This is a genomic window from Shewanella sp. DAU305 (genome assembly GCF_026802235.1).
Lineage (GTDB): Bacteria > Pseudomonadota > Gammaproteobacteria > Enterobacterales > Shewanellaceae > Shewanella > Shewanella baltica.
Genome location: NZ_CP113808.1, coordinates 3,364,872 through 3,377,668, shown reverse-complemented (window position 1 = coordinate 3,377,668; position 12,797 = coordinate 3,364,872). Strand labels below are relative to the sequence as shown.

Here is a 12,797-nt window from a genome sequence, read left to right as displayed (position 1 = left end):
TGATAACAGAAAAAATAGCGCCCCGTCAGTGTGTTCGGGGCGCATAAATGGGCTATTAAGTTAAATCAATTTATAAAACAACTGATTACTTAAGTGCTTCCATCTCTTTATCGGCCATTTTGAATTGGCGAATACGGGCTTCAATACGTGCAAGCTGTAAGGGATTACTTTCGGATGCACGGTAGGCAAAGTTAAGCTGATCGATAGCGCCCTTATAGTTAGCCCCTAATGCCATGAGCTCAGCGGTGGAAAAATATTCCAATGCCTGATTGCCTGTTTTTTTATAGACAGCGCTCAGCAATTGATAGGGCAGCTGATTTTGCTTATCGAGGAATATCATATCTTCTAGTAAAGGGATTGCCTTATGGGCTTGGTCAGCTTCGAGGTAGATATTGGCTAAGTTGGCGTTGATCACTTGCGATGTTGGCTTCATTTTTCGCTGGGCTTCAAGCATCGCAATCGCCTTCGCGTAGTCTTTACGTTCGGTTAGTAAATCGGCTTTAGTATCGATATAAAACAGGTTGTTATCATCAATTTTCAACAGTTCATCGACGATTTTTTCCGACTCACCAAACTTCTTCAATCTAAACAAGGCCAGCGCTTTGCCATAGAGCGCTGCCTCTTTAAAGCTGTAGGTCTGTTTGTTCAGTTGTCTGTCAAACATGCTTAAAACCGCTTCGTCGCTATAACTTGAAAAACGGACTTGAATACGGGCTTTCGCCAGCTGGAAATTCAGGTTGTCGGGAATATAACGCTTAGGATACTGCTCGGCGCGGTTACGGGCTTCGGTGATCCGCGACTCAGGTAATGGGTGAGTTAACAGCATTTGTGGCGGTGTGGTGGTAAAGCGATAACGAGTGGCTAACTTACCAAAGAAATCCGCGGCGGCGTTGGGGTCAAAGCCTGCATCCACCAAAATTTGCATACCAATGCGGTCGGCTTCTTTCTCATGTAAACGGGTATAGTTGATTTTTGATTGCGTTGCCATCGCTTGGGTCGTTGCCAGCGCAGCCATACCAGCTTGTGGCACAGCGATGGTTAATAAAATGGCGCCGAGTAAACCCGCAATCGTCGCTGGATTGCTCTTTTGCTGTGCTTCGAGCGAACGCGCAAGGTGACGTTGGGTAACGTGGGTAATTTCGTGACCGAGTACTGAGGCGAGTTCGCTTTCGTTATCGGCATTGAGAAATAAGCCTGTGTGTACGGCAACATGGCCGCCGAAGAAGGCGAAGGCGTTGATTTCATCATTTTGTAATAGGAAGAAATAGAAGGGTGTTTTTACCCCTGTGGCATGGGCGACCAGTTTGTTGCCAAGCTCAGTAAGATATTGACTCAACACGGGATCATTTAACATAGGCGCCGAAGAGCGAATGATGCGCATATAGGCATCACCGTAAACCATTTCTTTTTCAAGGCTGAAGGTATTAACTGCAGCCGTACCTAAGTCTGGTAAGTCATTGTTAGCAAAGCTTTTGGCGGCGAAGGTTAGCAGCATCAAAGAGAGTGCGCCTGCAACAAAAGGTTTTAATCGAGTCAAAAAAGTCAAATTACGCAAGCGGATCCTTTTATTTCTAATTATCTCAACTAAAGGCAGAGATACTGCACTTAGCTTGTAGTTTGAGGTGCAACTTAGGATAATAGCCCAAGTTCGTCTATAGCAAGTTCATTATGATTTTTATTGATTTAACGTTATTTCGCTGTCCTGTTCCTTTAGTCAAAGTGAAGCTTGCATTGAAGCCAATGCGAGACGGCGAGCAATTGCATATCTTACTCTCTGACTCAGGCTCGAGGCGAGATGTTCCCCAATATTTAAAAAAACAAGGTCACGTCGTGCAAGAGTTGCGTAATGATGTGAGTCTGTTAGCCTTGATGATCACCAAAGTTGATCTATCTCAGGGATAAATTGAGGATTTTCATGTTTAAATCCTGTCCGAGTCGCGGCCTAACCTCATGTGGGAGCCAGATGAGTGTACCTGATTAGTGTACCTGATTAGTGTGCCAGATGAGTGCAAGAGTCTCGCTTAGATACGATTTTTGAACTTTGTGAACTCAGTTTTTATAACTTAGCTGACAAGTTGAAGTAAAAGTAGGATTGAGTAGTGTCGTAAATAACTGCATGATAAATAAACTTTCCTGAGCGTTTGGGAAGCCTAGCCAATCATCACTATTGGAATGATCCATGTTTACTGTTTTTTCTCGTTGGTATCAAGAGCGCTTTAGTGATCCACAAGCGGTGACCTTAATGGCTATCCTTGTTGGGTTCGCGCTAGTGATTTATTTTGCTGCAGGTTTACTTGCCCCCTTGTTAGTCGCGCTGGTGTTGGCATTTCTATTGGAATGGCCCGTGGCACAAATGCTTAAATTGGGCATTAATCGCACCGCTGGTGCGTCCTTAGTTATCGTGTTGTTTTTAGGCATTGTGGTCCTACTGACATTTGGCTTAATTCCGAGTGTGTGGCGCCAAGGCGTGAGCTTAATTACCGATCTGCCGAGCATGATAGATAAAGGGCTGCTGACAATACAAACCTTGATCAATCAATACCCGCAATTTATCAATCCCGAGCAGTTAGATCTGATGGTCGGAGAGCTTAAAAAGCTGCTCGATACTCAGCATGTGCTGGATATTGCTAAGCAATTAATTGGCTATTCAGCATCCTTGCTCGTCTTGATGGTGTATGCGATTTTAGTCCCTTTGTTGGTGTTTTTCTTTTTAAAGGACAAAGATCAACTGATCAGCGGCAGTAAGCGCTTTTTCCCCGCCAATCGTCAGTTAGCCCGGAAAGTATGGTTTGAAATGCATCAGCAAATTTTCAATTATATTCGCGGTAAAGTGATTGAAATCGTGGTGGTTGGCGTCGCGACCTATATCTTGTTTGCCGTAATGGGACTGAGATATTCAGTGTTGCTCGGAGTTTTGACTGGGTTGTCGGTATTGATCCCCTATGTTGGTGCAACCTTAGTCACCTTGCCGATCACCTTAGTGGCATTTTTTCAGTGGGGTTTTAGTTCTGAATTTGGCTATTTGATGTTGGGTTACGGCATTATTCAGGCGCTCGACGGTAATTTACTTGTGCCGATTTTGTTCTCCGATGCGGTGGATTTGCATCCGGTGATCATCATAGCCGCGGTGTTAGTCTTTGGCGGTTTATGGGGCGTGTGGGGGGTATTCTTTGCCATTCCATTGGCCTCGCTGGTCAAAGCCGTGATTAACGCTTGGCCTAAAACTGAGGTTGAAACTCTCCATGGACTCGATGCGAGTTGATGACGACTCGCTGAACGGTTTGCTTAGCTTGTCCTTGTGAGCATTGAGTTCCGTCATGGAACTCAATGCCTGAGACGAGTAGGGCGTTCAGGCGCACATTTAGGCACATATATAGGCGCCATGTTTCGTCTCCATTACACATATTCATCAATCTTTCGCTATATTTCCTGTTTATCGTTATTGCCTTCGGGTTTGTCATTTGTCTTCAAGTCCCTTGAATAGAGCCCATATTGTCTAATTCAGGCTTTTATTTTGTCCTTAGTCGCTTTGGGGATTTACATTATGTAGCCTCTAGGTTAGGCATATGTAAAACTCTTATATAAGCATGTGGTTACATGATGCAGCGCACATTTTACCCTTGAGTATGTTGATAAAGTTGGGGTGCTTAGCATGGGTTTGCTTATTCGTTCATCCTTAGCTAAGTTATATCGAGTCGTGCTATTTACTTTTGGTTGCGAGATGGAAGTCACCCTGACAAGAATTTCCACTGACAATCGCCATTGGAGGATACTATTGTGAGCAAAAAACTATTAAGTGCGCTTTTCGGGGCTAGTCTCGCAGCGTTAGCGCTGTCGCCAACCGCATTTGCTGCAGATCAAAAATTGTCTGATTTCCACGCTGAGTCGGGTGGTTGTGAAAGCTGTCATAAAGATGGTACACCTTCTGCGGATGGTGCCTTTGAATTTGAACAGTGTCAAAGCTGTCACGGTTCTCTTGCTGAGATGGACGCTGTTCATAAACCACATGACGGCAATTTAGTCTGTGCAGATTGTCATGCGGTGCATGATATGAATGTAGGTGAAAAACCTACCTGTGAAAGCTGCCATGATGATGGCCGTACACCTGCGACTATTCTGAAAAAATAACCAAAAAATATTAGAAACGTTGGCGTAAGCCTTCAAGTCTAAACAAATAACGCCAGCAAATGCTGGCGTTATTTTTATCATTAAACTAACCGATTACTCGTCTTTTGGCTGACCTTGGATGATCTTCTTGCCAGAGAACATGGCTGAAATAATCCCAGGTTGACGTTTAACTTCGGTATAAACCACTGCGAATACATGCAGTAAAATCAGTAGCAAAAGTAGATAAACCGCATAAACGTGAACTTCACCGGCGAGTCCTTTCAGCGGTTTAAGCGCATCCGCTTTCTCGGTATTCACCCCAGTGGCATCATAGGGTTTTAAGCTTGCTGGATCGACATTGGTATCGGCCAGATAGCTTTGTACAGCACTACCTAACGGTGGGTAGTAAATATCTGTTCCTGCGCGTAAAAGCCCAGTTATCATGATAGTGACTAAGAGCAACATAATGCCGAGGACAGCAAATTTACCTTTAGGATTATGGCCTAAATACTGCGGATTTTTACCCGCGGCCAGTTCTGACTTGTAGGTCATTAACTCATTTTTGCTATTGGCATTGGGAAACATATGGCTGAAACGCGCATATTTGTTACCGACAAAACCCCACACAAGGCGAATGATAAGGTTGATTGCAAACGCATATCCTATCCACACGTGTAAAGTTTTTAAGCCAATTTTGCCTGTTAACTCAGTGATGCCTAACTCAGTGCGATACATCATGATGCCACCCACTAAGATGAGTGCGAGCACGAGAATGACATTTATCCAATGGAATAATCGAGTCGGTTTGTCCCACACAGGGTAGGATTTGACTTCAAGCGCGGTGGGTTTACTGCTGGACATGGAATTTCCTTATTTTTTGTGTTGATATGATCTTACGCTTTTATCTAAAAGTTTCAGTAATTTTTTTCAGTTTCAATTAAGACTTCTGATTGATAGTGGATTCAACGAAAGTGTTAGAAGTTTTTGATTTGCGTACGGTAAATATTTTTCACGTAAGTCTTTTTAATCTGTTTTATCTAATGCTAATATCGTCACCACGATAGACTTGGAAGTCTATTGAACGGATGTTGAAGTTGTATTGAGAGGATCTTAGGTTCTCAAAGTGAATAATCGTTAATCAGACAGGGAGTGAGCAGGATGTTCAAAATATTACATTGGATTGTAGTGTCACGATCGCAAGTATTAATGGAACTGCTAGCAGGACGTTGGCCACAGGAGTTTCTCGTTAAGTTGACGCAAGTCAGCCCAGATGAGATGTGTGAACAAATCAAGGATAATCATGCCTCCATGGTAGTGATTGATTTAGCGACTGTTGATCTTCAAAAAGCCCATCAATTTCAGCGTTTACTTGCCCGTGAACAACCAAGTGTACGAGTCGTCTATTTACAATTCCCTAAACAAGTGGATGCGCGCTTTTTGATGCAAGCTGCCACGACCGCAGGGGTGTTTTATCTCGATGCGGGTTTAACTGAGATTAGCCTAGGATTCTCGAATATTTTACGAGGCCATAGGGTGATCCCAATTCAACTCGTCAATGGGGTGAACGATGACTTTGGTTTGTTCGAAGATACTGAACCGCTGACGATTCGTGAGCGAGAAGTATTACAAGCCCTCTTAACGGGTAGCACTAACTTAGATATTGCCAATCAGTTGTTTGTCAGTGAAAGCACGATAAAAACCCATTTGTACCGAGTATTCCGTAAGATCGGTGTGTCGAGCCGTGGTCAAGCGATCGCGTGGGCGCAAACCTATTTGCACGATGTGGTGGTTTAAGTCTGTATTAGCACTGATAGAAGACACTGATTTGGCAAGGGAATACTGATCTAGACATAGATGTGTTCGTTTGGATATTAGTACCTAAGTTAAGTGTTATCTCAGAAATGATAAAAGGGGCTTGTGCCCCTTTTTTTTCTAAAAACCTGTCTAATCAAAACGTTAAATTAACGTCCTAACCAAGCCGCGAGTTTAGTCTTGTCGCTAATCGCTAGGGCGACAGTGTCCTTAGGCGCGGCAGTTATCATCAATTCACCCGTCATCAATTCATCCCGTCTAAACCAATGTAGATTCAAGGATTCACCCAGCGGATATTGCTGTAGCTGCGACTCAAATTGCGCGCTGACTTGCAAGTTATCGGCGGCGATTAAGGTATCCCCCGCACTTAATCCCGCAAGGTGAGCAGGGCTGCCTTGGGTAATAGTCAACACTTTCAATCCCATCGGCGCCGCTTGAGTTTTCGCGCCAAAGGCAATGTCATAACCTTTCGCTTGCCCGCCGCCCACATCCTGCGGACCTTGGCTGGCTCGAAGGTTAAACTCGACGCCAAATTCGGCAAGTAGCGGAGCCAGTGGAATATCGTCGGTGTTATCTAAGTAGGCAAACAAATCGTGGCAATCACGGCCTAGGAGTCGCTCGACAATCGCTTGGTGACAGCCGTCAGTCGTGCCTTTGTCTTGCAGAGCATATTCCTGCCATAAAATCTGCATAACATGGTCGAGATTGTATTTGCCTTGGGTTTCACTGCGCAGGGTTAAATCTAAGTACAGCGCAAAAAGCGCGCCTTTGGTGTAATAACTAATGATGGCGTTTTGCGCGTTTTCATCCTGCTTATAGAACTTAGTCCAAGCATTAAAGCTTGAATCTTTAACACTTTGTTTAAAGCGTCCTTGGCTGCGATAGACGCGGGTGAAGGTTTCACTCAGCATATCTAAATAGCTGTGTTCATCTACCAGTCCGGCGCGATAGGTAAGGAAGTCATCGTAATAGGAGGTGATGCCTTCATAGGCCCACAGTTGCGGCGTATAGGTTTCAGCCTCAAGTTTATAGGGTAAAAAGCACTCCGGCTTAATCCGCTTCACGTTCCAGCTGTGGAAATACTCGTGGCTGCACAGGGATAAATAAGTGCGATAGTCGTTATTGACTGGCGCATCGAGCGACAGCGGTAAGTCCTTGCGTGAACACATTAATGCGGTAGAAGCTCTGTGCTCTAAACCACCAAAGCCATTGTCTAATACTGTGGTCATAAACAAATAGCGTTTGAAGGGGGCTGGTGTACCAAAGAGGTTGATTTGATATTCGCAAATGGCTTTTAAGTCTTGGCAGAGCCTTGGAATACAAGCGCGGTGGCGGCCATTGAGTACGATATCGTGGCGTATGCCGCAGGCATCAAAACTGGCTAAGGTAAATAAGCCCATTTCCACTGGATGATCGATAAGTTCGTCATAGCTTGTGGCATTAAATTGACCGAAATAAAAGTCGTCACCACTGATGCGGGTCATGCTCGTGGCAACGCGCCACTCACCTAATGTTGATTCAGAGGCATTTGATTCCGTGGGCGGTAGCATAGTGACAGTGTGGGTTTGTTGTTCAAAACCGTGGGCGGATAAAAACACGCTACTGCCGTTAAAGAAGCCGTGGGTCATGTCCAAATGCGCGGTGCGCACCGATAGATCCCAAGCATACACTTGATAAGTCAGAATGATTTCGTTGCTATTATTGTCAACTGACCAAGTTTGCTTATCTAGCTGGATTAGCTTGAGCGTTTGGCCATTAGCATCATGTGCCTTGAGTTCAATGATGTTTTTGGCAAAGTCACGCACCATATAACTGCCAGGCAGCCAAGCGGGTAGGCTAAAGACCTGCACAGGCTTGGGCTGGGATAATGTCATAGTGACTGCGAATAAATGGGCTTTCGGATCGACGGGGATTATCTGGTAATGGATCATATTTATCCTGCAAAACCTGAGTGTTTTAATGGTGGCCATGCTGCCAAAAATGCCTGCAACTGGCAAATGAAAAGCAAAATATCTACAGACACAAAGCGTTGAATTACTAGTATACTATGCCAACTAACCCAAGGAGGACGCCCCATGGCCGAAGAAACGATTTTCAGCAAAATTATTCGTCGCGAAATTCCCGCGGATATTCTGCATCAAGATGAACTTGTGACAGCCTTTAGAGACATTTCCCCTAAGGCGCCAACCCATATTTTGATTGTGCCGAATCATTTGATCCCAACGGCGAACGACATGAAAGCCTCTGATGAGCCGGTGCTTGGCCGTATGATGACTGTTGCGGCTAAATTGGCGGCGGAAGCGGGTATCGCTAAAGATGGCTACCGACTGATCATGAACTGCAATCAACACGGTGGACAAGAAGTCTATCACATTCATTTCCACCTTGTGGGCGGGGAGCCTCTGGGGCCCATGTTGAGCCAAGGCAAATGAAGGTAAATTCGGATTTTTTCCCGCTGACCCAAATGGCGCAGCGGTTTGTGGATCAACTCGCTCAGTGTCGTCGTCTCGGTTTAACGGTATTGGAGGCGAGCGAGCACCATGTGTTGATTGAGTTGCCCTACAGCACTGAATTAATTGGTTATCCTGATACGGGGGTTATCCACGGTGGAGTCATTACCACTTTAATGGATACCGCCTGTGGCAGTGCTGTTGTTAGCGCGATATTCCATAAATTTAAATTGTTAGAAATCTCACCTACGCTCGATTTGCGGGTGGATTATATGAAGCCCGCTCAGCCCCATAAACCTGTGTTTGGGTTTGCTGAATGCTACAAATTGTCTTCCAATATTGCCTTTACCCGCGCGATTGCTTATCAAGACAGTATCGACGATCCTATTGCCCATGCTGTTGGTTCCTTTATGCGGATCAGCCCAGAAATGGTGGGTGATGCCTTTAGACAAGCGCTGATGGGTGAAGCCGTGCCTGAGATAGGATACACTGATGAGCGCAAATAATTCGGAACTTGGCACAGCCAGTCCCACTCAAAAAGCCCAAGTAAAAGCGCCTATCGATGTGCAAGGCATTGTTAAGCGCGCCACTGAGCTTAACGATTTCGGCCATTTACTTGAGCACGTCCCCTATGCCAAATTTATTGGGATGAAGGTGGAACGTTTTGGTGATGAACTGATTTTTAAACTGCCTGCTAAGGACGACAATATCGGTAATCCTGTGTTGCCCGCGATTCATGGCGGCGTCATTGCAGGTTTTATGGAGATGTCAGCGATAGTGCAGTTGATGGTCTTTATGCAAACAGCCAAAGTGCCTAAAGTGGTCGATTTTTCCATCGACTATTTACGTGCAGGACTGCATAAAGATAGCTTTGCAGAATGTCGTATTACCCGACAGGGGCGACGAGTGGCCAACGTGAATATCGATTGTTGGCAAACCAATCGTAAGCAGCTCATCGCTACGGCACGGGCGCACTTTCTGATTGATTAACTCGTTTTAGTGAGCAGTGTTTGACTGATGATTAAGTCTGTCTTGTTAAGCATAAGTTCAGCACAGTTCGATTAGCTTGTCGTTTAATGGGAAATGGTGCGCGCTGGCCGCGCATTTTGTCGCGTGACTGGGAGAAAGAGATGAAACAAATTTATACAGGACTATTATTGGCCGCGGCGCTGACCTTAGGCGCTTGTGCCTCACATACCGCAGGTATTTCAGTGAGTTCGCTTGGTGAAACCCGTGTCGATAATACCAGTTTTGCCCGAGATATTGCGGTTGAAAGTGTGGATGCACGCCGAGTCGGCGATTTAGTGCAGGGTTCAGCGCTGATTGTCAGCAAATCGTCTACCGATATGCGTGTGCAGTATAAATTCACTTGGTACGATGCTAGCGGCTTTACTATCGAAGATGAAGCGACAAGCTGGAAATCGGTGAAGCTGCATGGCAAGCAACAATTGCAAGTCGCCGCCGTGGCGCCCAATGCCCAAGCGGTTAAATTTGATGTGTACGTGCGCGAAACCTTTTCGAATTAAGCCTGAAGTTCGCCCTGAGAATGCCAGCTATGCTGGCATTTTTCATTTTATGAGGTAAATGTGTCATCCCATCCTATTACTCATGTATACTAGGCGTCGCCAAGGGGTGTTTGCAGCGAATTAATTTACGTTGATTACTGCAAACTGAGATGTCAGCTGACGAACCCTTAGAACCTGATCCGGCTAATACCGGCGTAGGAATGGGCCAATCAACAGCACACTTCTGAATCGCTTATTCGTTGCCGGATCTCAAACTATGTATTTGAGGTCCTATGTTAAACAGTAAAACGCTAAACAGTAACACGTCAAAACGTCATTCCCCGTTTTTAACCGTATCGCCCAGCTTGTTTTTAACCCGAGCGCCGCTGGCATTAGCCATTGCTGCCGCGCTGAGCACTTCTGCATTTGCACAAACCGATGCTATTGATAAACCCGATCCCAGCACTGAGATGGAAGTCATGGTGGTGACGGCGGATTTTCGCAGCTCAAGTTTAGAAAAAATGCCCTCCAGTATTACCGTTATCGACAGTCAAAAAATTCAAGATGAAAGCGCGCAGCACTTTGAAGATCTGCTTAATTCAATCGCCAACTTTAACTGGTCAGGTGGAAGTTCACGGCCGAAATATTTTCAAATTCGCGGCGTAGGTGAGCAAGAGCAATACCAAGGTGCACCTAATTCTTCTGTTGGTTACATCATAGATGATATCGATTTATCCGGTATTGGCATGGTGTCGAGCATGTACGATCTACAACAGGTCGAAGTGCTACGTGGACCACAGGGCACACGTTATGGCGCTAATGCCTTAGCGGGACTGATTTATCTGAAAAGCAACGACCCCACCGATGTGTTTGAACATGGTGGCGAAGTATCGTTAGGCGATGATGATTTACGCACGTTTAGCGGTTTCAGTTCTGGCCCATTAACGGATTCTGGCAAGCTGCTTTATCGCGTTTCACTGCAGCAACATCAACAAAATGGCTACCACGACAACCTCTATTTAGGCCGTGACGATACCAATGGCCGCGATGAGTTCAGCGGCCGCGCTAAGCTGCGCTGGTATGCGACTGACGATTTGCAGTTTGATTTAACTGTGCTGCACGCCGATTTTGATAATGGCTACGATGTGTGGAGTTTAACCAATTCACCGACCCAGACGACATCGGATCAACCGGGTGTCGATAGCCAGCGCACCACAGGCGCAGGCTTTAAAGCGACCTATTCTGGCGCCGAAACCTTTGAGCTAACCTCGTTAACGTCCTTTGCGAATACCGATCACCATTACAGTTACGATGGCGATTGGTCGAACCCAGAGTATTGGGCTTCTAAGCAATGCAGTGATGACGATGGCAATCTGGCGCCGTGCCAATATGATTATTTTTGGGATAAAACTGGCCAACGTAAAACTGTGTCGCAAGAGTTTCGCTTAAGTTCTACCGAGCAGGGCCGAATCTTTGCGGACAGTACTGATTGGTTGCTTGGTGTGTACGGCATGAATCTGAAAGAAGATAACCAATTGTATTCTGAGTACAATGCTTGGCCGGATGAAGTCTTAGACTCTGAGTATGAAGCGACGAACTATGCCTTGTTTGGTCAGCTCGATACGGATCTGGGCTCAGATTATGCCTTATCTGTTGGCCTACGTTTGGAGCGCCGCAACAGCCATTACTCAGATACGAATAACGATAATTTCGACCCGAGTGAAACCATGTGGGGTGGCCATATTGCTGTGAGTAAAGTGCTGAATGACTCGCACAACGCTTATGTCCGTGTTGCGCGCGGTTACAAGGCGGGCGGTTTTAACATGACTTTGCCTGTCGAATTGAACGATAAAAAAGAGTTCAGTACTGAGACGCTTTATAACTATGAAATCGGTCTGAAATCCCATTGGCTAGCAGGGCTTATCGATACTAATTTGGCGCTGTTCTATATGGACAGGCAAGATCAACAGGTGGCTGCATCCCAGCAAGACCCTGATAAACCTCAGCGTTTTATCTTGTTCACCGAAAACGCTGGTAGTTCTAATAACTATGGTGCTGAGTTAGATGCGACTTGGTATGCCACGGATAATCTACAAATTTACTCAAGCTTAGGTTGGTTAGAAACGGCCTACGGTGACTACCAGTATCAGGATAAATACGGCACTGAGGTCGATTTAACTGGCCGCGATCTGGCCCATTCACCACACTTAACCTACAGCCTTGGCGGGACTTATCGTACCAATTCGGGCTGGTTTACTAACCTAAACCTGAGCGGTAAGAGTGAGTTTTACTATTCCGACAGCAATGAATCCCGTTCTGAGCCTTACACTATCGTCAATGCCCGTGTGGGTTATGAGGCGAGTGCATGGTCAGCCTATTTATGGGGCCGTAATTTGTTCAATGAAGAATACGGTGTGCGCGGCTTCTACTTCGGTAACGAGCCTGATAATGGCTGGGCTGAAAAGCAATATATTCGTTACGGCGATCCGCGTCAGATTGGCGTAACCTTTAACGTTAAGTTTATGTAAAAGCTGATGTAATGGCACATATCACTATGAGCCTATTGGGTTAACTCATGACTAAGCTGTAGTCCAGTGTAAGGGCTGCAGCTTCTCTCAAATTTAAGGAATTAAAATGAAACTGACCGCAGAAATTAGCATGTATCCCTTCAATGAGAACTACCTCGATCCGATTAAGTGGTTCATTGGCCGGGTGGATAGCTATCCTCATATCGAGCGCGTGACGAATGCGATGGCAACTCAAGTGTGCGGCGATTATTTAAATGTGATGACTATGCTGGCTACCGAGATGCAAGCTGCCCATGAGAAGTGGGGCAAGGCAGTATTTGTGTGTAAGTTTATCGGGGGTGAGCTTAATTTAGCCCACAGCGAATAATGCTTTACCGTCACATACGCGATAAATA

General features: G+C 45.6%; 13 protein-coding genes and 1 riboswitch. Of the genes, 10 read left to right on the top strand and 3 right to left on the bottom strand.

Features of this window, described 5'->3' with window-relative positions:
* Positions 1-85 precede the first annotated feature (85 nt).
* Positions 86-1,555: a M48 family metalloprotease gene (locus tag OX890_RS14225; protein ID WP_126492160.1), complete on the bottom strand. Its 1,470-nt coding sequence runs from the start codon at positions 1,553-1,555 to the stop codon at positions 86-88.
* 113 nt (positions 1,556-1,668) lie between these two features.
* Between OX890_RS14225 and OX890_RS14220 the strand changes: the two genes are divergently transcribed.
* The 3 genes from OX890_RS14220 (at position 1,669) to cctA (ending at position 4,128) form a co-directional block, all read left to right on the top strand.
* Positions 1,669-1,902: a sulfurtransferase TusA family protein gene (locus tag OX890_RS14220; protein WP_006081297.1), complete on the top strand. Its 234-nt coding sequence runs from the start codon at positions 1,669-1,671 to the stop codon at positions 1,900-1,902.
* A gap of 277 nt (positions 1,903-2,179) precedes the next feature.
* Positions 2,180-3,262, top strand: a complete 1,083-nt coding sequence (locus OX890_RS14215) for an AI-2E family transporter (RefSeq protein WP_126492158.1) — start codon at positions 2,180-2,182, stop codon at positions 3,260-3,262.
* Between the two features lie 515 nt (positions 3,263-3,777).
* Positions 3,778-4,128: a tetraheme c-type cytochrome CctA gene (cctA, locus tag OX890_RS14210; protein WP_006081299.1), complete on the top strand. Its 351-nt coding sequence runs from the start codon at positions 3,778-3,780 to the stop codon at positions 4,126-4,128.
* A gap of 93 nt (positions 4,129-4,221) precedes the next feature.
* Here the strand turns inward: cctA and OX890_RS14205 are convergent, their stop codons facing one another.
* Positions 4,222-4,968: a cytochrome b/b6 domain-containing protein gene (locus tag OX890_RS14205; RefSeq protein WP_126492156.1), complete on the bottom strand. Its 747-nt coding sequence runs from the start codon at positions 4,966-4,968 to the stop codon at positions 4,222-4,224.
* 297 nt (positions 4,969-5,265) lie between these two features.
* Here OX890_RS14205 and OX890_RS14200 point away from each other — a divergent pair, with 297 nt between their 5' ends.
* Positions 5,266-5,901, top strand: a complete 636-nt coding sequence (locus OX890_RS14200) for a LuxR C-terminal-related transcriptional regulator (RefSeq protein WP_006081301.1) — start codon at positions 5,266-5,268, stop codon at positions 5,899-5,901.
* A gap of 167 nt (positions 5,902-6,068) precedes the next feature.
* Here OX890_RS14200 and OX890_RS14195 read toward each other — a convergent pair whose 3' ends face one another.
* Positions 6,069-7,850: a M61 family metallopeptidase gene (locus OX890_RS14195; RefSeq protein ID WP_268649434.1), complete on the bottom strand. Its 1,782-nt coding sequence runs from the start codon at positions 7,848-7,850 to the stop codon at positions 6,069-6,071.
* 144 nt (positions 7,851-7,994) lie between these two features.
* Here OX890_RS14195 and hinT point away from each other — a divergent pair, with 144 nt between their 5' ends.
* The 6 genes from hinT (at position 7,995) to OX890_RS14165 (ending at position 12,769) form a co-directional block, all read left to right on the top strand.
* Positions 7,995-8,351 (top strand): purine nucleoside phosphoramidase, encoded by a 357-nt coding sequence (hinT, locus tag OX890_RS14190; protein WP_126492153.1) that lies wholly within the window; start codon positions 7,995-7,997, stop codon positions 8,349-8,351.
* Positions 8,348-8,875 carry a PaaI family thioesterase gene (locus OX890_RS14185; protein ID WP_268649433.1) on the top strand — a complete coding sequence of 176 codons (528 nt, stop codon included), beginning with the start codon at positions 8,348-8,350 and terminating at the stop codon, positions 8,873-8,875. The genes hinT and OX890_RS14185 overlap by 4 nt, the downstream gene beginning before the upstream one ends.
* Entirely contained in the window at positions 8,862-9,359 is a 498-nt protein-coding gene (locus tag OX890_RS14180; RefSeq protein ID WP_172599593.1) for a PaaI family thioesterase, read from the top strand. Before OX890_RS14185 ends, OX890_RS14180 begins: the two co-directional genes overlap by 14 nt.
* A gap of 140 nt (positions 9,360-9,499) precedes the next feature.
* On the top strand, positions 9,500-9,895 hold the full coding sequence (locus OX890_RS14175; RefSeq protein ID WP_041412450.1) for a YcfL family protein: 396 nt from the start codon (positions 9,500-9,502) through the stop codon (positions 9,893-9,895).
* Between the two features lie 92 nt (positions 9,896-9,987).
* A riboswitch (TPP riboswitch) is annotated at positions 9,988-10,113 on the top strand.
* 54 nt (positions 10,114-10,167) lie between these two features.
* Entirely contained in the window at positions 10,168-12,402 is a 2,235-nt protein-coding gene (locus OX890_RS14170) for a TonB-dependent receptor (RefSeq protein WP_172599592.1), read from the top strand.
* 106 nt (positions 12,403-12,508) lie between these two features.
* A complete protein-coding gene (locus OX890_RS14165) occupies positions 12,509-12,769 on the top strand; it encodes a hypothetical protein (RefSeq protein ID WP_126492151.1) in 261 nt (86 codons plus the stop codon).
* Positions 12,770-12,797: the final 28 nt, after the last annotated feature.

Coding starts and splice junctions, on each gene's coding strand:
- OX890_RS14220 (WP_006081297.1), top strand. CDS start 1,669: ATGATTTTTATTGATTTAACGTTATTTCGCTGTCCTGTTCCTTTAGTC.
- OX890_RS14215 (WP_126492158.1), top strand. CDS start 2,180: ATGTTTACTGTTTTTTCTCGTTGGTATCAAGAGCGCTTTAGTGATCCA.
- OX890_RS14205 (WP_126492156.1), bottom strand. CDS start 4,968: ATGTCCAGCAGTAAACCCACCGCGCTTGAAGTCAAATCCTACCCTGTG.
- OX890_RS14200 (WP_006081301.1), top strand. CDS start 5,266: ATGTTCAAAATATTACATTGGATTGTAGTGTCACGATCGCAAGTATTA.
- OX890_RS14195 (WP_268649434.1), bottom strand. CDS start 7,850: ATGATCCATTACCAGATAATCCCCGTCGATCCGAAAGCCCATTTATTC.
- hinT (WP_126492153.1), top strand. CDS start 7,995: ATGGCCGAAGAAACGATTTTCAGCAAAATTATTCGTCGCGAAATTCCC.
- OX890_RS14185 (WP_268649433.1), top strand. CDS start 8,348: ATGAAGGTAAATTCGGATTTTTTCCCGCTGACCCAAATGGCGCAGCGG.
- OX890_RS14180 (WP_172599593.1), top strand. CDS start 8,862: ATGAGCGCAAATAATTCGGAACTTGGCACAGCCAGTCCCACTCAAAAA.
- OX890_RS14175 (WP_041412450.1), top strand. CDS start 9,500: ATGAAACAAATTTATACAGGACTATTATTGGCCGCGGCGCTGACCTTA.
- OX890_RS14170 (WP_172599592.1), top strand. CDS start 10,168: ATGTTAAACAGTAAAACGCTAAACAGTAACACGTCAAAACGTCATTCC.
- OX890_RS14165 (WP_126492151.1), top strand. CDS start 12,509: ATGAAACTGACCGCAGAAATTAGCATGTATCCCTTCAATGAGAACTAC.